General features: G+C 55.7%; 23 protein-coding genes, 1 tRNA gene and 1 pseudogene. 14 read left to right on the top strand and 11 right to left on the bottom strand.

Annotation, left to right across the window (positions count from 1 at the left end):
• Window positions 1-19: 19 nt before the first annotated feature.
• The 4 genes from AC1MEA_RS03230 to AC1MEA_RS03215 form a co-directional block, all read right to left on the bottom strand.
• Complete coding sequence (locus tag AC1MEA_RS03230; protein WP_480916692.1) at window positions 20-292, bottom strand: heavy-metal-associated domain-containing protein; 273 nt, start codon at window positions 290-292, stop codon at window positions 20-22.
• A 118-nt stretch (window positions 293-410) separates the two neighbouring features.
• On the bottom strand, window positions 411-557 hold the full coding sequence (locus AC1MEA_RS03225) for a hypothetical protein (RefSeq protein WP_480916690.1): 147 nt from the start codon (window positions 555-557) through the stop codon (window positions 411-413).
• 56 nt (window positions 558-613) lie between these two features.
• Window positions 614-1000, bottom strand: a complete 387-nt coding sequence (locus AC1MEA_RS03220) for a hypothetical protein (protein ID WP_480916689.1) — start codon at window positions 998-1000, stop codon at window positions 614-616.
• Window positions 1001-1100: 100 nt separating this feature from the next.
• The gene (locus tag AC1MEA_RS03215; RefSeq protein ID WP_480916687.1) at window positions 1101-1496 is read right to left on the bottom strand and encodes a hypothetical protein; all 396 of its coding nucleotides are present in this window, start codon (window positions 1494-1496) and stop codon (window positions 1101-1103) included.
• Between the two features lie 584 nt (window positions 1497-2080).
• Between AC1MEA_RS03215 and AC1MEA_RS03210 the strand changes: the two genes are divergently transcribed.
• The 4 genes from AC1MEA_RS03210 (at window position 2081) to AC1MEA_RS03195 (ending at window position 5540) form a co-directional block, all read left to right on the top strand.
• On the top strand, window positions 2081-3184 hold the full coding sequence (locus AC1MEA_RS03210) for an AI-2E family transporter (RefSeq protein ID WP_480916686.1): 1104 nt from the start codon (window positions 2081-2083) through the stop codon (window positions 3182-3184).
• Between the two features lie 473 nt (window positions 3185-3657).
• Window positions 3658-4110 carry a hypothetical protein gene (locus tag AC1MEA_RS03205; protein WP_480916685.1) on the top strand — a complete coding sequence of 151 codons (453 nt, stop codon included), beginning with the start codon at window positions 3658-3660 and terminating at the stop codon, window positions 4108-4110.
• 384 nt (window positions 4111-4494) lie between these two features.
• On the top strand, window positions 4495-5055 hold the full coding sequence (locus AC1MEA_RS03200; protein ID WP_219063453.1) for a lipid-binding SYLF domain-containing protein: 561 nt from the start codon (window positions 4495-4497) through the stop codon (window positions 5053-5055).
• 74 nt (window positions 5056-5129) lie between these two features.
• A complete protein-coding gene (locus tag AC1MEA_RS03195) occupies window positions 5130-5540 on the top strand; it encodes a carboxypeptidase regulatory-like domain-containing protein (RefSeq protein WP_480916683.1) in 411 nt (136 codons plus the stop codon).
• A 63-nt stretch (window positions 5541-5603) separates the two neighbouring features.
• Here AC1MEA_RS03195 and AC1MEA_RS03190 read toward each other — a convergent pair whose 3' ends face one another.
• Window positions 5604-6620 carry a zinc-dependent alcohol dehydrogenase family protein gene (locus AC1MEA_RS03190; RefSeq protein ID WP_480916682.1) on the bottom strand — a complete coding sequence of 339 codons (1017 nt, stop codon included), beginning with the start codon at window positions 6618-6620 and terminating at the stop codon, window positions 5604-5606.
• A gap of 188 nt (window positions 6621-6808) precedes the next feature.
• Here AC1MEA_RS03190 and AC1MEA_RS03185 point away from each other — a divergent pair.
• From AC1MEA_RS03185 to AC1MEA_RS03140, 10 genes and pseudogenes are all read left to right on the top strand, one after another.
• Window positions 6809-7705: pseudogene (locus tag AC1MEA_RS03185) on the top strand (LysR family transcriptional regulator); the annotation flags it as partial.
• Between the two features lie 528 nt (window positions 7706-8233).
• On the top strand, window positions 8234-9328 hold the full coding sequence (locus AC1MEA_RS03180; RefSeq protein WP_480916681.1) for a hypothetical protein: 1095 nt from the start codon (window positions 8234-8236) through the stop codon (window positions 9326-9328).
• The gene (locus tag AC1MEA_RS03175) at window positions 9315-9806 is read left to right on the top strand and encodes a hypothetical protein (RefSeq protein ID WP_480916679.1); all 492 of its coding nucleotides are present in this window, start codon (window positions 9315-9317) and stop codon (window positions 9804-9806) included. The genes AC1MEA_RS03180 and AC1MEA_RS03175 overlap by 14 nt, the downstream gene beginning before the upstream one ends.
• A gap of 39 nt (window positions 9807-9845) precedes the next feature.
• Complete coding sequence (locus tag AC1MEA_RS03170) at window positions 9846-10664, top strand: sulfotransferase family protein (RefSeq protein ID WP_480916678.1); 819 nt, start codon at window positions 9846-9848, stop codon at window positions 10662-10664.
• A 49-nt stretch (window positions 10665-10713) separates the two neighbouring features.
• On the top strand, window positions 10714-13881 hold the full coding sequence (locus AC1MEA_RS03165) for an autotransporter domain-containing protein (protein WP_480916676.1): 3168 nt from the start codon (window positions 10714-10716) through the stop codon (window positions 13879-13881).
• Window positions 13882-14010: 129 nt separating this feature from the next.
• A complete protein-coding gene (locus AC1MEA_RS03160) occupies window positions 14011-14934 on the top strand; it encodes an alpha/beta hydrolase (protein ID WP_480916675.1) in 924 nt (307 codons plus the stop codon).
• 154 nt (window positions 14935-15088) lie between these two features.
• A complete protein-coding gene (locus AC1MEA_RS03155) occupies window positions 15089-15262 on the top strand; it encodes a hypothetical protein (RefSeq protein ID WP_480916673.1) in 174 nt (57 codons plus the stop codon).
• Entirely contained in the window at window positions 15259-15639 is a 381-nt protein-coding gene (locus AC1MEA_RS03150) for a BrnT family toxin (protein ID WP_480916671.1), read from the top strand. Before AC1MEA_RS03155 ends, AC1MEA_RS03150 begins: the two co-directional genes overlap by 4 nt.
• Entirely contained in the window at window positions 15617-15925 is a 309-nt protein-coding gene (locus AC1MEA_RS03145; RefSeq protein WP_480916670.1) for a BrnA antitoxin family protein, read from the top strand. The genes AC1MEA_RS03150 and AC1MEA_RS03145 overlap by 23 nt, the downstream gene beginning before the upstream one ends.
• Window positions 15922-16074 (top strand): DNA-binding protein, encoded by a 153-nt coding sequence (locus AC1MEA_RS03140; protein ID WP_480916668.1) that lies wholly within the window; start codon window positions 15922-15924, stop codon window positions 16072-16074. Before AC1MEA_RS03145 ends, AC1MEA_RS03140 begins: the two co-directional genes overlap by 4 nt.
• A 226-nt stretch (window positions 16075-16300) precedes the next feature.
• Here AC1MEA_RS03140 and AC1MEA_RS03135 read toward each other — a convergent pair whose 3' ends face one another.
• The 6 genes from AC1MEA_RS03135 to AC1MEA_RS03110 form a co-directional block, all read right to left on the bottom strand.
• Window positions 16301-16957, bottom strand: a complete 657-nt coding sequence (locus tag AC1MEA_RS03135; protein WP_480916667.1) for a KilA-N domain-containing protein — start codon at window positions 16955-16957, stop codon at window positions 16301-16303.
• The gene (locus AC1MEA_RS03130; RefSeq protein ID WP_480916665.1) at window positions 16954-17256 is read right to left on the bottom strand and encodes a helix-turn-helix domain-containing protein; all 303 of its coding nucleotides are present in this window, start codon (window positions 17254-17256) and stop codon (window positions 16954-16956) included. The genes AC1MEA_RS03135 and AC1MEA_RS03130 overlap by 4 nt, the downstream gene beginning before the upstream one ends.
• Window position 17257: 1 nt before the next feature.
• Entirely contained in the window at window positions 17258-17515 is a 258-nt protein-coding gene (locus AC1MEA_RS03125; RefSeq protein ID WP_480916664.1) for a helix-turn-helix transcriptional regulator, read from the bottom strand.
• A gap of 103 nt (window positions 17516-17618) precedes the next feature.
• On the bottom strand, window positions 17619-18629 hold the full coding sequence (locus AC1MEA_RS03120) for a hypothetical protein (protein WP_480916663.1): 1011 nt from the start codon (window positions 18627-18629) through the stop codon (window positions 17619-17621).
• 178 nt (window positions 18630-18807) lie between these two features.
• Window positions 18808-20049 (bottom strand): tyrosine-type recombinase/integrase, encoded by a 1242-nt coding sequence (locus tag AC1MEA_RS03115; protein WP_480916662.1) that lies wholly within the window; start codon window positions 20047-20049, stop codon window positions 18808-18810.
• A 154-nt stretch (window positions 20050-20203) separates the two neighbouring features.
• Window positions 20204-20280: transfer RNA gene (locus AC1MEA_RS03110), tRNA-Met, on the bottom strand.
• Between the last annotated feature and the right edge of the window lie 60 nt (window positions 20281-20340).

Here is a 20340-nt window from a genome sequence, read left to right as displayed (position 1 = left end):
TCCAATTCAAAAAGACCGCTTACCGGCAGCAGCAACCACCGCCGTTCCCGCCACAACCTGAGGTTTTTTTACTGGCTACGCTTTCGGCTGTCGCCAGGTGTGCCGAATAGCCCGCGTCCTGCAGGGCTGCAAGCAGCGCATGGCTGCCCGAATCGCCGCTGACCTTCACCCGTCCGGATTGTAGATCCACTGCCACGTCACTGACGCCTTCAAGTGTGCGCAGCGCTTCGCTGACATGTTTGACGCATGAACCACAGCTCATGCCCTGGACTTGCAGTTCAACGGTTTTCATCGATGACGCCTCACAAAAAAATGATCGTGGAAGGACGGGTGTATACGGCTTTTCTGTGGCCTTGGATTTATTCTCAACCTTGCCGCTATGGCAAGGTCAAGCGGCCGTCGTCACTCAATCAATCGGAACCTGGCGCAGGCGCAAAGCGTTGAATACCACCGACGCCGATCAACGCGTCACCAGGCCTCATATGGTCGTGGTGTTCTCTGGCCAGATAGAACAGGGCGATCACCAGCAGCATGCCCAACGCTACGCCGGGTTTCATCCTTGCCACGTTGGCCAGGATGAAACCGCCGTTGCATTTACAGCGCTACCTCGGGATCACTTGTTCATGGGCATCGCCATCATGCTCGACTGCTGATCCATCATTTTCATCATCATGTTCATCATGCCCATGCCGTCTTTGTTGCCGGACATGCCCATGCCATTACAGTTTTTCTGCATCATGCCCATGCTGTCTTTCATCGTTTTCATGTTCTCCTGCATGGCGGCCTGTCGCTCGGCAGGGGTTTTGGCGGCCGCCGCTTTGTCGTGTGCCGCCTGCATTTTGTGCATTTGCTCGGTCATGGCTTTGCTCTGCATGGGCATTTCACTTGTTTGAGCTGGCGTGGTCGACGACGGCTCTGGCTGTGGTTCATCGGCGGCCGAGGCCATGAATGGGCTGCTGACGAGCAGGGCAGCGAGGATCAATTTCAATGACATATGCATAGCAATCTCCAAAGGGTAAGGACAACACAGGTAATACCAAGCCGCGCCAGAGTGGCGCAGCCAAGAAGTGCGGCCGGAGTTCGGCGCGCAGAAGGTCGGTCTAAATGTTGAAGCGGACGAAAATCAGGCGAGCGGGCGGTCTGGCGGGCGCAGGGTGCCGCAATGCAAGAAAGGCAAAAGCAGAGGGGATGACGGGGTAAAAAATCAGCAATGCAGGGATCAGTAGCAGGAACGTCCAACTGGACAGGTCAAACAGCTGAAGAGGCGATGACGGACTCACTGCAATCGCCGCATCGGCGCAGTGTTCGATGCAGCCAAGGGGGTGGGCGTCGTGGCTATCGTCATCTTGCGCGGTATTGAGCGAGACGTGGGTTGTCGAGGGATTGTGGCTGGGCTGTGTCAGGCATCCCTGGGTCGCGGCCATACCAAACGCTAACGCCCACAGCACGATGGCGAGGCGTATGAACGCTGATTGGTGATAGCGAAACCAGAACATGGAACATCCCTGACAATAGGTCAACGGGTGGTCGCGCACCAAATGTACGCCACCTCGAAGTGCCACCCTTGATTCATGTCAAGTAAAGCACAGCCAATGGTGTTCAACCCCGCGCCGGGATTTTTACCTCCTTTTTTTCTCCCGGCATATTGCCTGTCAATCCGCCTAAAACGCCTCTGTGGCAATGAAGAAAAGAACTGCGGAAGCTGCAATCGTGTCAGCCACTTGAGCAACAATGTACGGGATAACGTCTCCCTTCGGAATTCGCTGGCCCGCCCAGAGGCCAGCCAGTCCAATGCCTGGTTGGGGGAACGCTGTAGAAATAATCAACGTTAGATAACTTTTTTGTGCCTGGATAGTTGCTGTTGGCGTTGAGGGTAAATAAGGATATGGATTAAATTACGTAGTGTTAAATGGGTATTACATATGACTCATACATGACGCACGTTGATCGGCTTGTCAGTCAATTGTTGCCTCGGGTCGTTATATCGTTCAGGGTCGTATTTGCCGTCTTCCATTAATTCTGCGTCTATGCTGACTTTACCGATTTCATACCTTTGCAACGCTCTGCAAGGAGGCAATCAATGGCGCCCACGCTCAACTCCGAGAAGGCGTTTTCCCGTGGTCTGCTCGATGTACTGATTCGTGCCGGGCTGATTGCTGTGTTGGTGATGTTCTGCTTCCGGATATTCAGTCCGTTCATTGATTTGATGCTTTGGTCGGTGATCATGGCGATCACTCTCTACCCGCTGCAAGGCAGGCTCATGGGTACCATGGGTCACAGCGAGGGGCGCATCGCGACGCTGATCGTGCTGGTCTCCATCAGTATCCTCATGGTGCCGATCTACCTGTTGGGCACCTCGATCGCTGACTCGGTGGCGAGTGTCGTCACCCTGGTCAAAAGCGGCAGTTTTCATATTTCTCCACCGGCCGACTCGATAGCCGATTGGCCGTTGGTGGGCAAGCCGTTGCATGGCCTGTGGCTGCAAGCTGCTACCGACCTGCCCGGCCTGACGCAGAAGTTCATACCGCAAATCAAGAATGTCAGTCTGACTCTGCTGAGTAAGCTCGCAGGCGTCGGCATGGGTTTCCTCATATTCTTCTGCGCCCTGATCATCGCCGGTATCGTCATGGCGTATGGCGAGGGGGGGAGCCGCAGTGCGGTGCAGATCGCTTCGCGCATCTCCGGTCCCGTCAGGGGGCCGCAGATCACCGAGCTGTGCACCGCCACCATTCGTGCGGTAGCGCTGGGGGTGGTGGGTATCGCCTTCATCCAGATGCTGCTGATCGGCGTCGGTTTCGTGCTCATGGGCATCCCCGGTGCGGGTCTGCTCGCCTTGGCTGTGCTGCTGATTGGCATTATGCAGTTACCGGCCACCCTGATTACCCTTCCGGTGATCGTCTACGTTTTCGTCACTCAGGGTGCCACCACGGCGACCGTTGTGTTCGCCATCTATATCTTCGTTGCCGGCCTGGTCGATAACGTACTCAAGCCACTGCTGCTGGGGCGTGGCGTCAATGTACCGATGCCAGTGGTGCTGATCGGTGCCTTGGGCGGCATGGTCGCCAGCGGCATCATCGGCTTGTTCATCGGCCCGGTAATGCTCGCGGTCGGCTATCAATTGTTCTGGCAATGGGTGAGGGACCCGCAGCAAGTCAGCGGGCCAGATGATCAGCGTCAGACCTGACGCGACGGGCTGATCCCCATCCATGTGCCCATCATTTCACCGAGGCCGGTTATTCCTGACGGGATCTGCAGAAACAAAAAGCCCGCACGATGGCGGGCTAAAATATCTATCACGAGAGAGTAGCCTGCAATTTGCGTTCTACGCCGTGAAAGTCTCGTGAAAGGGATGTCGCAGATGTGGTAAGCGATGAATTAAGTCCGGGCTCCACGCACCTCAAGTGCAATGCAACTACGCAGAAAGTTTAGCGACATAAAAAAAGCCCGCAGATGAGGGCGGGCCAAGGGAGTTCTTCAAAGGAGTAGATGGAATTTAGCGAGGCTGGAGTGAACGCCACGTGAAAAACATGTCGCAGGAATGGAAAAAAACCGGCGTGGGGCCGGGCTAGACACACTACGTTCTGCTGTTCCCTGGCCATGAACCTAATCGCGTGGAAACTGTCACATCTGCGTTGAATTTAACTTCGTGGAGTCGTCATGTTTATAACAAAAAAGCTCATGGCTGTTGCTGCATGCCTGATGGTGTTTTCAGCGATATCCATGCTGCCCGGTGAGTTTTCGTTCATCTCCTCAGCCCATGCAAAAGATGGCGGAGGTGGAGGCAATGGCGGTGGTGGCGGTCACGGTGGTGGCAGTGGCGGCAGCGGCAGTAGCGGGCATTCTGGCGGAACCGGAAGCAATGGGCAGGGCAAGGGGCTGAGCAGCGACCACGCGGGCAAGGCCGTGAGGGACGGAGGGGTAAACGGTCAGCATATCGGTAATGCCCTTACTGATAAGGATGACCGTGGCTCGATCACTTCAGGCGTCGCGCAGTCTAGAGATACTCGCGGTTTGTCCAAGGCAACGTCTATTTCTGGCACCACGCCGGGCGATCATAACGCCAAAGGGTTGTCTAACGCGGCCGTATCAACGACCAAACAAGACCGCTAATTTCAACGTGGCCGGGCAAGCAGCTCAACACTGCAAGCCCGACTTCAGAAACTCCACTCTTACCCGTTGCCTCAAGCCTCTGTCGGCAGCTAGTCCGCGTTGAAAGTGCAGTGCCTGCACCATTTGTCGGGCGCTGTATTTACGACCGGGCAAACCTGGCACAGCAACTAGACTCAGCCTGAAGAGCAGTAGATCGCTGGCAGATGATGACCAAGAGTACTGCCATGTTTAGGTGACGGTGATCATGGCGTTCTTGAGCCAGGCTTTCAAGGTAGTGCGGCCCCCCATGGCGCCGGACTATTTCCCTGAGGCTACGGAGCCTGTTTATTACCTGCATGGGCGCTGTTGCCACATCCCTTCTATCGTGAACATAGGAGTACAGCAATGACAACGTCAGTCCGCTTCTTCCTCTCAATCATCCTTGCGACCGTATCGCTGGCATCGGCAACCCTGCTGAATAGCGCAAGCGCTGCGACTGCTGAGGACTTGGACAAAAGCTCCCGGCAGGCCTTGCAAACACTCTACAAAACTCATCCATCTGCTGAGACCATTTCGCGCAGTGCCAAGGCTGTGCTGGTATTCCCGAATATTGTCAAAGCGGGCCTTGTGTTTGGTGGCAGCTATGGCGAAGGCGAGTTGTTGAGAGGCTCGAAAGTGGAGGGCTATTACAACTCCGTGACCGGGTCATGGGGCTTGCAAGCAGGCGCGCAGTCATACGGCTATGTGATGTTCTTGATGACCGAAAAAGCGGTGAACTATGTGCGTGAAACCAAGGGGTGGGAAATTGGCGTAGGGCCAACTGTCGTCCTGGTTGATGAAGGGCTCGCAAAGAACCTGTCGAGCTCGACGCTGAAGGACGATGCTTATGCATTTGTCTTCGATCAGCAAGGCTTGATGGCTGGCGTCAGTATTGAAGGAACCAAGATCTCTCTCATCAAACGCTAATCTGGCCATGACACTAAGGGGTATTCATTGTGACGTCCGTCCATGGGTTAACGCCTTCAAGAGTTGTCCTTGTCATGCTGTTGAGTTTCTCTCCTGTGGTACTGCAGGCCGCCAACGAAGCTCCAGTTGATATGTCGGTCGTACAGTTGGTGCCGCAAGAGCAAAACGGCATCACCTATCTGTCCGGTGGCGTTGGTCAGGACGAGTCGCAGGCCATCCAGCAAGTCAAGGGTTACAACTTGCACATCACCTTTTCCATCGGGCCGGAGAATAAGTATCTCGGTGGTGTTGACGTTGTGATCCAGACTGAAAAAGGACGCTCACTATTGTCGGTGAGTCAGGTCGGTCCCATTCTTTACGTTAAATTGCCGGCAGATAAATACCTCATCATCGCCAGCCAGAATGGCCATGAGAAACGAGGCACCGTTGTACTGGAAGGTACGTCGACCGGCACGGTGAACCTTCACTGGAGCGATGAGCCCTGAGTTTTCTGATGGGCAAAAAAACGTAAAAAATTTAGCGGTGTGCGGCGGCGATCATGCGTTTTTTCAGTCTTGCGCGATCTTGATGACTACCTTGCCAAACGCCCCTCTGGCCAAGTGTTCGTACGCCTCGCGTGCTTGTTCGAATGGATACACATGGTCGATCACAGGGCGAATTTTGTGCTCATTCAAAAATTCGTTCATGCGGTCAAATGAAGAGCGTGGAGCAACGGCAATGCCGCGAATGGTGGTTTGCCGGAAGATCATAGGCATCAAGTTCAGCGCCGATGTTTGACCGGTCAGAAAGCCGATCTGGGCGATACGCCCTCCTGCCTTGGTCGCAGCAATAGATTGATTGATACCGTCCCCACCGGCTACGTCTAGCAAGAGGTCCACACCCTTGCCGTCGGTAAGCTTCAGCACTTCCTCTGCCCATTCAGGGTGGGTACGATAATTCACTCCCGCTACAGCCCCCAGTTTGATGACAGCGTGCAGATTCTCATCTCGACTTGAGGTAACGATAACCTTGGCGCCCAGCGCAGTTGCAATCTGTGCCGCGAAAACAGAAACGCCTCCCGAACCCTGAACCAAAACGGTTTGGCCGGCCTCGATCTGGCCGAAATCAACGAGTGCATACCAGGCGGTCAGGGCCGCAATCGGAAGGGTCGCTGCTTCTTCATCCGACAGGGTATCGGGTGCGCGTACCGCGCTGTCCTCATGGATGATCATGAATTCCGCCAGACCACCGGGCAAAGGCGAGCCGAAGCAGTAGTCGGGCTCATCCGGCCCGGGCATGCCATCCAGCCAACGTGAGTAGAGGTGCGAATTCACCCGATCCCCGATAGCAAAGCGGCTGACGCCATCGCCGATGGCCACGACAGTACCCGCCGCATCGCTCACGGGGATTAGCGGTTTGGGTACTTTATGGGGCTCATAAATACCGTCAACGATGGCCTTGTCACGAAAGTTAAGCGATACAGCGCCCACTTTTACCAACAACTCCCCAGCTTTGGGTACAGGTGTCTCTGCCTCACCCAGCACCAGATTGTCCAACCCGAAATCCTTCAGAAGCCACGCTTTCATTTTTTATCTCCAGCAATAGTCAGGGTATGCAGAAGGAGGCACTCATCCGCCTTTGCGCTGGGGACATTGTTCAGGTATCGCGAGCCCGGATAAATGTGCAGAAACCAACAGGATTGTTACTCTGAAAAGCAACAATCATTCAATTGCCATGCTTTCCGAGGAACACCCCGATGGAGCTTCTACAGTCGATGCAGGTATTCGCCAAGTTAGCGGAACTGGGTAGCTTCACTAAAGTTGCAGAGGCGATGCAGGCAGGGCGCCCGCACGTCACACGCACAATTCAGGATCTTGAAGCTTCGTTGGGTGTCCGTCTGTTCCAGCGCACTACGCGCAAAGTGAAGCTGACTGCTGAGGGCGAGAGGTTTTATGAGCGCGTTAAAGCGCTTTTGGCAAACATTGCAGAAACCACATCCATGTTCGACCGCAGTGGATCGACGTTGCGGGGCCGACTGCGCATTGACATTCCAACCGCCTTTGCTCAGCGCAGTTTCATGGGAAGCCTGAGGCGATTTACCCAAGCATTCCCTGAAATTGAGCTTGCTCTAGGGGTAACCGACCGCACGGTAGATCTAGTCGCTGAAGGCATCGATTGTGCGCTGCGAATAGGCGAACTCCCGGATTCAAGCATGGTGGCTAGAGAGATAGGCACCGCCACTATGGTGACCTGCGCGTCACCAGATTATCTCCAGGCGTGCGGTGAACCAACAACGCTGGAAGATCTTGTAGACCACTGTTGTGTCAGCTTCATCTCCGGTCAAAATAACAGACCGTTACCTTGGCATTTCTCGGTGGGTGGTGAAGATCGTCCTCACACGCCTCATGGAGGTATTACCGTGAACGAGTCGAATGCCTACGTGCAATGCGGCGTTGCAGGTTTCGGCCTTCTTCAAGCTCCGGGAATCACCGTTGAAACCTTCCTTGCAAGCGGAGAACTGGTTGAAGTACTCAAACCCTTTCGTCCAAGGGCACGTCCGGTGTCCGTGCTTTACCCCAGCAGAACGCATCTTGCGCCACAGGTGAATGCATTTGTGGATTGGCTGAAAGAGCATTTTCCGGTGCTACATCCCGGCTGGTTCAACGCTCGCCAGGACGTGCATGGGGGACACGCCGATGATGAATTATCAACGGCTGAGCAAAGAGCACTGATTTGAAGTTGTGTTGGCTGGACACTTAAGAAAAGCAGTCGGATTTATTAAATTCGCGCAGCCTACTTTCTTGCACCAGGGGATACGCGGTGCCCGCTGCTGGGGCATTTTTTCCTGTGCTGCCCTTACTACGCTCAAAATACTCAGAATTGATTGTGAGCTCGATTTAACGCATCGGATGAACGGTCTCGTTTTGTTCTCGCTTTGTGCGCAACGCGCGGCAATCACGACGTGATTTTTGATCAAGCCAGTCGTTGTTGAGATATTCAGTAGCACTTTTTTTATAACTTGGCATTATACCAGCCAGTAGGTGCCAAATAGCCACTAGTCAAGCCCTATGGCTCAAGCGCAACGGACCATTATAGATCGCAAGTTATTGAATTTCTTGAAGAAATTTTTAGGTGCTTGCTGGAATTATAGTGAGTGAGCGTTTTTGACGTTGTTCATAGACCACAACAGGGTTCTCAAATGCTCAGTGACACCGAATTCTGGAAGCTGTTGCGTCAAGAGCTGCTGCCTCTTCGCCCAAGCCAGTACGACATCACTTCGGTGTGCAACCTTACCTGCGAAGGTTGTCTGTTCTTTTCAGGCGACGACTACCTCGGACACCCAGACGTCAAGGACCTGCAGCGCATTGAGGCGTTCTTTGCGGGCGAAGGCGCACGGGGCGTGCGCTACGGTTATTTTGGCGGAGCCGAACCTTCGCTGGCCGAGAAAAAACTAGTCATTGCCAGCAGGCACATTCCCTATGGCGTGGTCTTTACCAACGGTATTAAGCGCTTGAGCGCCGAGATTGATTATCGAGTGCACGTCTCGCTTTGGGGTAATCCCGAGCGCAGTCGCGAACTACGCGGCGCCGACATAATGACCAAGCAGCTCAAGAACTACCGTCGCGACCGCCGGGCTGTTTTCGTGTTCACTCTGACGGCGCGCAACCTCGACGATATTCCGTATATCGCTCAAGTGTGTGCAGACAATGATTTGGCGCTGACCTTCAACCATTACAGCCCCACTACCAAGTACATGGATTTTATCGGCAGCGGAGCCGGTGCCGACCAATATCACATCACCAGTACTGCCGCAGACAATCTGATTCTAAGCGACGACGATCTGCGACGTGCGCGGGACAGTATCGCCCTGGTGTTGCAACAGCCGGGACAGCGGGTCCTGTATGACAATGATTTCAATAACTTAATACATGATCCGGCTGGCTTGTATCCCGATGCTCAAAGCCCAGGTGCTGTTACTCGAGATTGTGGTGTGCTACTGAGCCCTTCCCTTCGTCACTACAACACTGACTTGAGCCAGAGCAGCGGTAAGTGCTGTACGCCGAATATCGAGTGCAGCCGCTGTCGACTCTACGCCCAGTCCTTCGCCAGCGTGCTGGCTCGGGCCACCCGGGATATGCGCCAGTCCGGTGGTCAGCAAAGGCTGATCAAGCTCTGGCGCCTGTGGTGCGAATTGTTCCTGAACGATGATCGCTTGCGTATGCCTTTTTTGAGCAGTGACAGCCTGGATCTCCCTTTGACCTCTATAGCGGAACACTCCCGTGTCAGTCATTAGTTCATTTAAAAAATATCAGATTGTCTGGGTGTGGAACCAGACCACACCTACGCTGCGCAGCGAATTGATCGCCTTCTGGCGTGACAACGGTGCGATACAGGATCCTTTGGAGGCTTGGCGCAGAACGTTTGAAGTGGCCTGCGTGGCCTTGAATGCCGAGGGCCGGATCGTTGGGGTCAGCTCGGTGTATTGCGCCTGTCCCGCTGCGGGCGCAGCGCTTTATTGGTTCTATCGCACCTTCATCCGTGAGGATTGCCGCGACGTGGGCCTGGCTCCATGTGTGTTTGCTCAGACCTATGAGCAACTGGCGCTGGCGTATGCCGGTGAAGCCCAGGCACCTGTAGGGATGATGATCGTTACCGAGAATCCGAAGCTTGAGACCGCTGCTGGTATTCGCATTATTCAGCGTGTCGGCTTTCAGCGTTTTGGTATCAGCGACAGCGGCGAAAGCGTCTGGCATCGGCTGTTTCTGCCATGAGCCAAGACGTCATGACCATTCCGGTAAGGAGCCCTGTTTATGGCTGAGCGCACCCTGCATTTCATTTCCGGCCTGCCTCGCTCCGGCTCGACCTTGCTCTCGGCACTGTTGCGCCAAAATCCGCGCTTTCACGCGAACATGAGCGGTCCTCTTGCCGGCCTGGTCAACGACCTGCTCAATGGCATGAGTGGCAGTAACGAATATTCGCTGTTTATTTCTGATCAGCAACGCCAGCGCATCCTGCGTGGGTTGTTTGAACAGTTCTACGGTGAGGAATTTACCGCGCCGGTGATTTTCGACAGTAACCGCTCCTGGTGTTCGCGCATGGGGCTGCTGCAAAGCCTGTTCCCCAGCAGCAAAGTGATTGCCTGTGTGCGTGACGTACCGTGGATCATTGATAGCATCGAGCGCTTGGTTCAGCGCAACACATTTTCGCCCTCAGCCCTCTTCAACTTCCAGGCGGGTGGCACTGTTTATAGTCGCGCCGATGCCGTGGCCGGTGCCGATGGCATGCTCGGTTATCCCTACAACGCCCTTAAAGAAGCTTTTTACGGCGAGCATGCCAGCCACTTGTTGTTAGTGCGCTATGAGAGTTTGGTCAGCAACCCGCAAGCGGTACTTAAGGGCGTCTACGCCTTCATTAATGAACCTTCCTTCAGTCACGACGTGCACAACATCGAGTTCGATGCGCAGGCGTTCGATCAGCGCGCCGGCACGCCAGGGTTACACGACGTGAGGCCGACCGTTCAAGCCAGCAGCCGGCCAACAATTCTGCCCCCCGATGTGTTTGCGCGTTTCAGCAATGATGCTTTCTGGCAACACCCCCAACACAACATACAACGGGTCAAGATTCTTTGAACATCCGGTCAAAAAATAATAGAACGATAGAACATTGGAGCCCATGTAAATGAACAAAGCTATATATCGACTGGTGTGGAATAGCCGTCTGGGGGCGCCGCAAGTCGTTTCCGAAGTCGCCAAGTCGAAAACCTGTGGTGGTTCAGTATCGGCCAGCGGCCCGGGAGCCCGCACATCGAGAGTTCGGGGTAAAGCAGCCGCCTGGCCCCTGGCCTTGCTGTCGCTGGGAATAGCCTCTTCAGTCTTTGCGACTCCGGGCTACAACGTCACCACCGGTGCTGATTCGGGTATAGGCTCCTTGCGTGAGCGGCTGTCCACCAGCGGCTCGGTGAATATTGATCCTGGCGTCAGTACCATCACGCTCGCCTCCGACCTCTCGGCTTTTAATGGCCCAACGACGCTGCACGCCTCTGCCCCCCTGAGCGTTACAGGCGGCAGTTTGGTGGGTGGCGGCAGTACGTTGTCATTGACCGGCGCGAGCTCTGTCGGCGGTGCATTGACCACGGCGATCTCGGGTCAGTTCACTGGCAGCTCAGGCAGCGGCGGGTCTGCAAGCAATGGCAGTGCGGGAGCATATAGCGGTGCCTCTGGTTCGGATGGCACGTACTCTTCTCCAGCCAATGGTTCTTCGGCCATCAGCGGAAGTTTTTTTGCTGTTACCAACAATGCCGCCGTAACCGGTGGTCTCGGCGTCTCTAGCTTAGCGCCGGGCGCTGGAGGCAATGGCGGCAATGGCTACACTTATTCGGGCTTGGGCGGCAACGGTGGTGCAGGCGCCAGTGGCGGGGCTGGCTCAGCCGGTGGTGCCGGAATCTCCGGCAGTAACTTTTCCGTGACCAATAACGTCAGTATCACCGGTGGCAATGGTTCCAATGGCACTGTCGGTGGCGCCGGCGGCAGCGGGGGGGCTGGTGGCCAGGGTAAATATGGTTGGGTTGGTTGGAATGGTGGCAATGGCGGAGCTGGTGGCATCGGCGGTAATGGTGGCAATGGCGGAGCTGGCGGCATCGGCGTCAGCGGTTCGTACATGCGGATAGTCAATACCGGAAGCATTCAGGGCGGTAACGGTGGTGCCGCCGGCATAGGCGGGATAGGTGGCGCGGGCGGTGCGGGCGGCACTGGTGGTGGCGGAAGCATTAATGGTCTGAACGGCATCTCCGGCAGCAACGGCCAGGTCGGCATCGAGGGTGCCGGTGGCGCAGGTATCGTCGCAACCGGAACTTCGGCTATCTATAACGCCGGGACTATTTCCGGTGGCTTTGCCAACAATGGCAGCGGTGCCCGGGCCAATGCGATTGAGCTGTCCGGCGGCGACAACAAGCTGGTACTCGAAGCGGGTTCAGTCATTAACGGAAACGTGGTGAGCACCAGTGGCACTGGTGGCAGCGGTGATGTGCTGGTCCTGGGCGGTGATAATCTTGTGGTTCCCACTACGTTCGATCTTGGCTCGGTCGGCACTGTAGGGAGTGCGGCGCAATACCAGGGATTTGCTGACTTTGAAAAAGAAGGCAACAGTACCTGGACCCTGACAGGCACTGACACTTATACCCAGAATTGGACAGTAAGCGCCGGCACCTTGGCCATGGCCAGCGGTTCAAGCCTGTTGGGCACGGTAGATGTCAGCAGCGGCGCAACGCTCAACACTGGCAACGCGTCTATCGGTGGCGACCTCAATAACTCTGGCTCCGTGATAGTTGGAACGACGACCTCGCCTTATGCAACGTTGACCGTCGGCGGCGCCTTCACTCAAAGTGCAAGCAGCACCTTGCAGGTGAGTGCCTACAGTTCATCGCAGTACAGCAAGCTTAGCGCCACAGGTAACGTTCAACTGGACGGCACCTTAAATGTTGATGTTAAAAGTGGTAACACCCTGGCCGGTGGTAATCAGCTCGCCAATGTGATCAGCACCACTGGTACGGTCAGCGGGCAGTTCAGACACGTCACTGATAACAGTCTGTTGTTTGACTTTACTCCTGTCTACAACAGCAAGAGTGTCGATCTGAGCCTCGTCGGCACCAATACTGGCACTGGCACTGGCACTGGCACCAATACTGGCACTGGCACAGACGCTGCTACTGGCGATAGCGGCAATAGTGGTGGCAGCGCTAACACGGTTGTGGGCAGTATTCAGGCCCTTGGCAATACGCAGGGCAGGGGAGCTGCCGCAGTTCTGGATCAAGTCATCGCCAGCAATCCCAACGGTAAGTTAGCCGGTTACTTAGTCCCATTGACCACTCAGGCCGAAGTGTCCAAGGCGGTCAGTGAAATCCTGCCGCAGACCGCGGGTTCAACCGTAGCAGCCCAGACCGCATTGACCAGTATCAATCGGGTGGTTCAGGCGCGTTCGGATACAGTGCGCGGCGTGTCCTCCGGTGATAGCGCTTTCAGTGATGATCACTTTTGGATCAAGCCTTTCGGTTCTTGGGCTGATCTGAACAGCAATGGCGGCACACCGGGCGTCCAATCCAGCGTTGGAGGGATGGCATTCGGTCTCGACGGCAGCTTGAATGATCGCTGGGTTCTCGGTACTGCGTTCGTGTACGCCAAAGCGGACACCCATAACAGCGGTAACTCGGCTCGTCAGTCACTCACCACCGATGTTTACCAGTTGGTGGGCTATGGTACTTATCACCTGGACGATAATACCGACCTGAGCTTTCAGATCGATGGTGGTCAGAACCGTAACGATGGCAAGCGAGATATCGACTTCGCCGGTTTGCAAGCCAAATCCAGTTACAACTCCTGGACCGCTCACGCTGGCGTTGCACTGGATCGGACATTCAGCCTGACCACTGCCACCCGTTTCACACCTTCAGTGCGAGCTGATTACACCTGGATCAAGGACGAGTCCTACAACGAGAAAGGTGCCGATGCGCTGGACTTGCAAGCCAAGAGCCGCAGCACTGATCAGTTCATTCTTGGCGTGGACGGCAAGCTGGCTCACGACTTCACCGATCGGGTGAGTCTGAGTGGCACCGTGGGCACCGGTTATGACTTCAAGGCGAGCCGTGACTCGGTCGTCAGCAGTTTCGCCGGAGCACCTGGTGCTGCCTTCACCACTTATGGTGGCGAGCCTCAACGCTGGCTGGTTCGCGGCGGTACGGAGTTGAGCTACAAGGTTAGCGGCCCGCTTCAACTGTCAGTGCGTTATGACGTTGAAAAACGCACCAACTTCCTCAACCAGACAGCCTCGGCCGAGGCACGTTGGGCGTTCTAAAGAACAGCTAATGTAAAGGCATACGCCCATTTCTCATCTGAGAGAAATGGGCGTTTTCATGTCTGTCGGGTCGCAGATTATTAACGTACAGTCGCTCGCTTGGCAGCTTCATTATTCTAACGAGCCTCTATGAGCGACGCCCCCCATCCTCCTTCCGTATATCCAACACTCGAACAGCCTTCACGTCTTGCCTCATCTCGTTGGCGAGGCCTGCTGACCAGCCTGTTTACCCTGTTACTGGTGGGCTGTGTTGAAACCCCGAACTTTACCGAACTCGATCATCGCGCGGACATCCTGGCTAAGTCAGGCGGTTTGATACGAGGCCAAGTCCAGACTAACAACTTTGTGTTGACCAGCTTTTACCGGATCACTCGGCCCGACCTGCCGCTGACCGTCTATATCGAAGGCGACGGCTTTGCCTGGCGCACCCGCAGCCAGCCGTCGATGAACCCTACACCACGCAAACCACAAGGGCTCGAACTGGCGTCGGTCGATCCGGCGCCCAATAGGGTCTACCTCGCACGGCCCTGCCAGTTCACACTGATGGCCGCCAACCCGCGCTGCGAGGTGGGCTATTGGACCAGCAAGCGTTTCGCCGAAGACGTGGTTGTGGCGATGGATCAGGCTGTGAGTCAGTACGCCAGGCAGGTGCCAGGGCAGCCGATCAATCTGGTGGGTTACTCGGGAGGCGCCGCCATCGCCGTGCTAATAGCAGCCCGGCGTCACGATGTCGCCACGCTGCGGAGCGTGGCCGGGAACCTGGACACGGCCGAGGTCAATCGCCTGCACCGGGTGACACCCATGCCTGAATCGCTCAATGCAATCGACGTCGCGTCCCAGATCAGCACCTTGCCCCAGATTCACTATTACGGCAGTGAAGACAGGATCGTACCGTCGACCATTGCCCAGCGCTTCGCACGCGCCACGGGAGGTCGCTGCACGCAAGTACGCGCAGTGCCAGGCATGAGTCATGAGAGCGACTGGGCGCGGCTGTGGCCAGAACTGTTAGCCGAGTCGGCGCGCTGTTTGAAGAGCCCTGAACATGACCGATAACATTAGCCTCTCCAGTCACGGCCTCTCTGCCCTGGAGCACAAGGCGCGTTGTGTGCATGAAGGGATGTGATTTGGCTGACCGGATTGTCCGCAGCAGGGAATTCATCGCTGACGATGGCATAGCAGGCTTTGTGCGCACGGTTATGCCTGTTATGTGCTGGACGGCGACAACCTGCGCAGAGGACTGAACGCTAATCCTGGCATGCCTGATTCAATGTTCTTGAAGCCCACAAGTCGGCCTACGCGGTGGCGAGAGCTGTCAGGGTATCCAGAGTCACAAAACAAATACCCCGGAAACAAGAAAGCCCGCACGAGGCGGGCTTCTTGAGGTTGCTTATCTGGTTTGCGGTGCGGGCGGTCTTGGCACTCATACTCGTAATGGCGGCGCAATACCTTGTGTGCATTAATTATTGTGGGTACATTAATGCTATGCAGATTACTTACGATCCAGCCAAAGACGCCCGCAACACCGAGGAACGCGGTCTTCCATTCGCTCAGGTGGCGGACTTTGAATGGTCTACAGCCCTTATCAAAAAGGACGACCGATTCGAATACGGCGAGATCCGGTATCAAGCGATGGGGTTCATAGGTGATCGACTGTATGTCGTGGTGTTCACCCCTCGGGGCGATGCGGTTCACGTCATCAGTTTTCGAAAAGCTAATAAACGGGAGGTCAAAAACTATGAGCAAACAGCCCAAATCTGAAATGGTCGATGAGACCAACCCTGAGTGGTCGCCCAAGGACTTCGTCAAGGCCAGACCGGCCAGCGATGTACTGCCGGGATTGTTCGGCAACGCCCAGGCCAAGGAAATGCTCCAGCCCAAGCGCGGGCGCCCGAAAGCGGGCGCGACCAAAGAGCATGTCAACCTGCGACTTGATGCGGAAGTTCTGGAGCAATTCAGAGCATCAGGCCCAGGCTGGCAAACGCGCATGAACGCCGCTTTGGCCGACTGGCTCAAGACACACACGCCGAAAGAATTGCAGGTATGACCATCAGGCTGACCAGGTGGGAAGTCACCGACCACCTTCAAGCGGACGAGGAGCGGGCGCTGTTCCTTGAAGCTTGCATTGATAAGGCGGGCGGTGATTCGGCGTTCATGGTTCAGGCGCTGCGCACAATTGCCCGCGCCAGTAGGTAGATGACCCGGCCGCAATCGCTGGAGTTGATCCCGCCAGTCTGTCAGATGATTGTGAGTTGAGTTTTGACACCTTTCTCAAAGTGACAAGGGCGCTCGGCCTCCAGCTTCACGCCGAAGTTGTGCCCGCCCACGCGCCGGGATGAGTCGCGCCTCACTGCCTCCGTTTGAAACGGCAGCAAGTCAGAGCGCTTGAACTTGGCAACACTCGGGAATGATTGAGTGGGCGTCATGCGGCTATGCTCCCGATCAGTTTCATCTGCAGATCGCCGACGTAGCCCCGCAGATGTTTCTTCCGGGCCGCGAAGTCCTTGCCCTGGCCGATCAACAGCACGTCGCGATTTTCCACCAGCATGATCAGCTCAAGTTCAGCCTGGGTGATTTGGTCACGGTTGCGGCCCTTGAAGGCGCCCGTGATGACCTCGTTAATCAACCGGGCCTCGTTCATGTAGTGGTGCGGCTTCGTGATCTTGCCGATGGCCTCATAGGTCAGCGACAGAGCGTCGCACAAGCTCTTGTAACCGACGGCGGCCTGACGGCGGGCCATCGACCGCGAGTTGAGTTCTCCGCGTATCAGGGCGTCTACCTGCTCGTCACACCAAATCTCAAAGTCGACTGACAGCCATCGGGCAAACTTCACTGCCAGCTTTGGATGGAGCCAGGTGCCGCCGCCGCGATCGGTGCGAGCACGGCTAGTTTTTACATACGGGATATCCCCGTATCTAGCCCGCAGAGCATTCAAGTAGCGTTCGGTTTCTGGAAGCCGTAGCCAATCGTTCGGGAGTGCCTGGAAGCGTTTCGCCGCTTCTGTGGCGTTGATCCAGCCTTCGGCGTTGAACTGCACGGCCTGGCCTTCATAGTTGATTGGAACAATGCGGGCACTCATGCGGCCGCCCTTACGCCAGGCTTGGCGATCAGGGTGTACACGGCAACGCCACGATGGATACGCCCCCATTCATCGGTCAGCACTATGCGATTGGTGATGATCTCGTAACCGGCGTTTCGCAGGTCGCAGATACGCGCACCAGGTCGGCAGATGTTGAGTTCACGCATTATGGCGAACGTATCAATGGAGCCTTGCTCCATACGACCGGCAAGCCGTGCGTTCTGAGCATTTTGACTGTTATCATTTATGCGAGAGTTTTCGTGGCTGGCCTGTTGGTCGGCCATTTTTTTTGTTTTCATTTTAGGCCACCGAACGCAGGGCGATGCGTTGGCGTACCCAGACATGAACCTCGGCCAGCACAAAGCCCACTGGTGAACCACGGGACTTGCTGTTGCTCAGCGATACCGGGCGGGGAAAGGTTGGATCATCTTTTAGGCGTTTGTAGACGGTTGCACGGGCCAAGCCAGTGATGGCTTCCACTTCGGGGAAGCGAATGATGGTGTTAGCAGGGTCAAACTGAAAGGCGCTGGCGGTCTCGATAGGGTGAATGTTGCTCATGTCTGTTTCCCGTTATTGATGGCGACGGGACAGATTTAATAGAGCTAGGCGATATGTCAGGAAGGGGTGACATAGTGTCATGACCCCATGTCATACCCATATGTCATGTTTTTGGTAGGCCCTCCGGCTTAATGGCCGTTGCTAGATAAATCGCTTTGTTAGGCGGTATTTTAGTAGCTGGTGTTTCAAGGCCTAGCGCCTTGCAAATTGCCCGCTGAATAGCGTCCTGCTTAGGTTGTCGCTTGTCTAGCGTATGGCCTGCCCAATACTCCATGGCAACGCTGCGCATAGCCTCAAGCTCTTTTGTTGCATAAGGGAAAGTCAGGGTTGTAGTTGCGGCTACGTCCAGGATATCTGACTGCTCGCCTTGATGTTGCTGTCTAAGCTTGGATGCCATGGCTTTAAGTAATTCATCAGTTTGGCGCTTGGCTTCTGCTTGTTCTGTCAGTTGTTTATCCATGGCAGCCACCATTTTTTCGGCCTGCTCTGCTCGCATTTGCATGGCTGAAAACTCTGTGTGGTCATGTAGCATGTTCCGTATGTCATCTATGTTTCTTTTTCCGTTTTCGTAGCGGAGCGTTAGAAACTCGGTTTCAATAGCCTCCCTAGTCGCGCGCTCCTGCTCTAGTTGCTGGCGCAAGTCTTCTGGTTCGGCGTCGCATCCGTCCTCTATACCGTTGATCTTTGCAGCAAGGGCCCGGATATCCTCCGGCTTGAAGAACGCCGAATAGCGCTTCCCATCCTCTGTGATGGCTTCCCAGTAGTCATAATCAGCCCTAGAAGCTATACCATTGTCGAATGGGTCGGGCTCATATCTGGCACCTTCAAGGCTGAACCTGCGTTTTTCTGGCAGCCCCGTCTTTTCGTCGCTTTCCCTGATAGTTTCAAGGCCAACGACCAACTGAAAACCTCGCCCGATAACCTCCACCTCGAAACCATCATTGTCGATATAGTGGCCGCGCAGACCGAAGGGTTGGATGTAGACGTCACACTGCTTTGAAAGCACCAGCCTAAATAATTCCCCTCGACCTATTGGGGCCCCTGTTAGGGTGCTAAGCCAGTCCGCAGCCTGTCCCATGTCGAGCCAGTCCAGCAGACGATAAACCTTTTCCATCCTCACGCCCTCCCAGGCGATCCCGTGCTGAATAGATCGGCTGACCAGGTGGATGGGAAGTCCGCTTTTCGCTCCGTCGAGCTAGGCCAGCCAAAACCGTTATCTGTACGAATACTGGCTATCCGAACAGTGATGGCGTCAGTCTATATCCATCTACGCCGACAAAGGAAGGCCCGCATCAGGCCCTCTTTCCGAACTGCCCCTGGATGACCACGCCACCCTCAAGGCCATCGAGATAGTCGGCATACCATTGCATCATGGTCACGCGCTGACTTAGGTACTGGGCCTTGTTGTAGACCCCGCGCCCCCCTGGCGCCTTATGGCTGAGTTGAGCCTCGACGTGATCAGCCGAGAAACCATGCTCGTTCAGCGCGGTGCTGGCGATGTGACGGAACCCGTGGCCGGTTTGGCGCCCCTCATAACCCAGTCGACGCAACGCCATCAGGAAAACGGTATTGCTGCGAGGCTTGGTGCGGTCGCTTCTGCCAGGGAACAGCAAAGGGTAGGCGCCGGTCAGCACGCGCAGCTCAGTTAGCGCCTCGATGGTCTGGCGGCAAAGCGGCACCAGGTGTTCGCGGCCTTTCTTGCGGCCTTTGCGCTCAACCGGAATCGTCCACAGCTTTTTATCGAAATCGAATTCTGACCATTTCGACTCTCGCAATTCGCTGGGGCGCACCGACAGCTGTGTGAGCAAGCGAAGGCCAAGCCGCACGTCCTGCGCGTGGGGGTAGGATCGAATGGCTCGGAGCAGGGCGGGTAGCTCGTCAACCGAGACGTGGGCGTAGTTTTCAGGGCTGCCGGATGACAGGAACTTGTGGACGCCTTCGAGTGGGTTGTTCACGGCACGACCGGTTACGCGGGCCAAGTCGTAAACATCCTTGCAATAAGCGCGCACCCGGCTCATCTGTTCCAGAATCCCCTCTTTCTCAAGTCCGCGTAGAAGCTCCATCCATTCCGTGGACAGGATGCCGGTATACCGGCGCTTACCGAACGTTGGGAAAACGTGACGCTCAAGGGCGCTCAAAACCCGCGAGGCAGTATCAGCACTCCAGCCGCTGAGGCGTGAGGCGTGCCATTCGCGGGCAAGGACTTCGAAGGTGTCGTTCGCGGCCTCGACTTCGGTTGCTTTTCGCGTCTGCTTGGTCGCCATCGGATTTTTGCCCTCGGCTGCGTCAGCGCAAAGTTCTGTAGCTTTTGCTCTGGCCGATGCGCCGCTGACTTCTGGGTAGCCACCCAAGCCGAGCCAAGACCATTTGCCGTCGGCCTTTTTGTAGTGCAACTCCCAAGACTTTTGTCCGGTAGGTTTCACGCGAAGGTAAAGAACGCCGCCGTCCAGCTCACGATAGGCAGCGCCCTCTGGCTCAAGGCCCGAAATAGTGGTGTCAGCCAGCGGACGACGCTTGATTTCGGAGCGTTTCAATTCGTGTGTGCAGTCGGTTCAAATTTTTCTCAAGCATGCACGTGGGAAGAGATAAGGGAGTACAAGGAGATACAGCCAGACACAAGAAAGCCCGCACGAGGCGGGCTTCTTGAGGTGGTTTATAGACTGCTGTAGACGTCTGTAAACCGGTACTTGGTGGCTACACAGGGACTTGAACCCCGGACCCCAGCATTATGAATGCTATGCTCTAACCAACTGAGCTATGTAGCCAAGTGGCGCGCATTATTCGCGGATAACGAATATGTGTCAAGCGTTGTTAGTGAAAATTTA

Source organism: Pseudomonas sp. ASL8, assembly GCF_056680355.1.
This window is presented reverse-complemented; position numbering and strand designations above follow the sequence as displayed.

Bases quoted from the DNA above. Each gene is read 5' to 3' on its own strand.
- AC1MEA_RS03230 (WP_480916692.1), bottom strand. From the start codon at position 292: ATGAAAACCGTTGAACTGCAAGTCCAGGGCATGAGCTGTGGTTCATGC.
- AC1MEA_RS03225 (WP_480916690.1), bottom strand. From the start codon at position 557: ATGAAACCCGGCGTAGCGTTGGGCATGCTGCTGGTGATCGCCCTGTTC.
- AC1MEA_RS03220 (WP_480916689.1), bottom strand. From the start codon at position 1,000: ATGCATATGTCATTGAAATTGATCCTCGCTGCCCTGCTCGTCAGCAGC.
- AC1MEA_RS03215 (WP_480916687.1), bottom strand. From the start codon at position 1,496: ATGTTCTGGTTTCGCTATCACCAATCAGCGTTCATACGCCTCGCCATC.
- AC1MEA_RS03210 (WP_480916686.1), top strand. From the start codon at position 2,081: ATGGCGCCCACGCTCAACTCCGAGAAGGCGTTTTCCCGTGGTCTGCTC.
- AC1MEA_RS03205 (WP_480916685.1), top strand. From the start codon at position 3,658: ATGTTTATAACAAAAAAGCTCATGGCTGTTGCTGCATGCCTGATGGTG.
- AC1MEA_RS03200 (WP_219063453.1), top strand. From the start codon at position 4,495: ATGACAACGTCAGTCCGCTTCTTCCTCTCAATCATCCTTGCGACCGTA.
- AC1MEA_RS03195 (WP_480916683.1), top strand. From the start codon at position 5,130: ATGCTGTTGAGTTTCTCTCCTGTGGTACTGCAGGCCGCCAACGAAGCT.
- AC1MEA_RS03190 (WP_480916682.1), bottom strand. From the start codon at position 6,620: ATGAAAGCGTGGCTTCTGAAGGATTTCGGGTTGGACAATCTGGTGCTG.
- AC1MEA_RS03180 (WP_480916681.1), top strand. From the start codon at position 8,234: ATGCTCAGTGACACCGAATTCTGGAAGCTGTTGCGTCAAGAGCTGCTG.
- AC1MEA_RS03170 (WP_480916678.1), top strand. From the start codon at position 9,846: ATGGCTGAGCGCACCCTGCATTTCATTTCCGGCCTGCCTCGCTCCGGC.
- AC1MEA_RS03165 (WP_480916676.1), top strand. From the start codon at position 10,714: ATGAACAAAGCTATATATCGACTGGTGTGGAATAGCCGTCTGGGGGCG.
- AC1MEA_RS03160 (WP_480916675.1), top strand. From the start codon at position 14,011: ATGAGCGACGCCCCCCATCCTCCTTCCGTATATCCAACACTCGAACAG.
- AC1MEA_RS03145 (WP_480916670.1), top strand. From the start codon at position 15,617: ATGAGCAAACAGCCCAAATCTGAAATGGTCGATGAGACCAACCCTGAG.
- AC1MEA_RS03140 (WP_480916668.1), top strand. From the start codon at position 15,922: ATGACCATCAGGCTGACCAGGTGGGAAGTCACCGACCACCTTCAAGCG.
- AC1MEA_RS03135 (WP_480916667.1), bottom strand. From the start codon at position 16,957: ATGAGTGCCCGCATTGTTCCAATCAACTATGAAGGCCAGGCCGTGCAG.
- AC1MEA_RS03130 (WP_480916665.1), bottom strand. From the start codon at position 17,256: ATGAAAACAAAAAAAATGGCCGACCAACAGGCCAGCCACGAAAACTCT.
- AC1MEA_RS03125 (WP_480916664.1), bottom strand. From the start codon at position 17,515: ATGAGCAACATTCACCCTATCGAGACCGCCAGCGCCTTTCAGTTTGAC.
- AC1MEA_RS03120 (WP_480916663.1), bottom strand. From the start codon at position 18,629: ATGGAAAAGGTTTATCGTCTGCTGGACTGGCTCGACATGGGACAGGCT.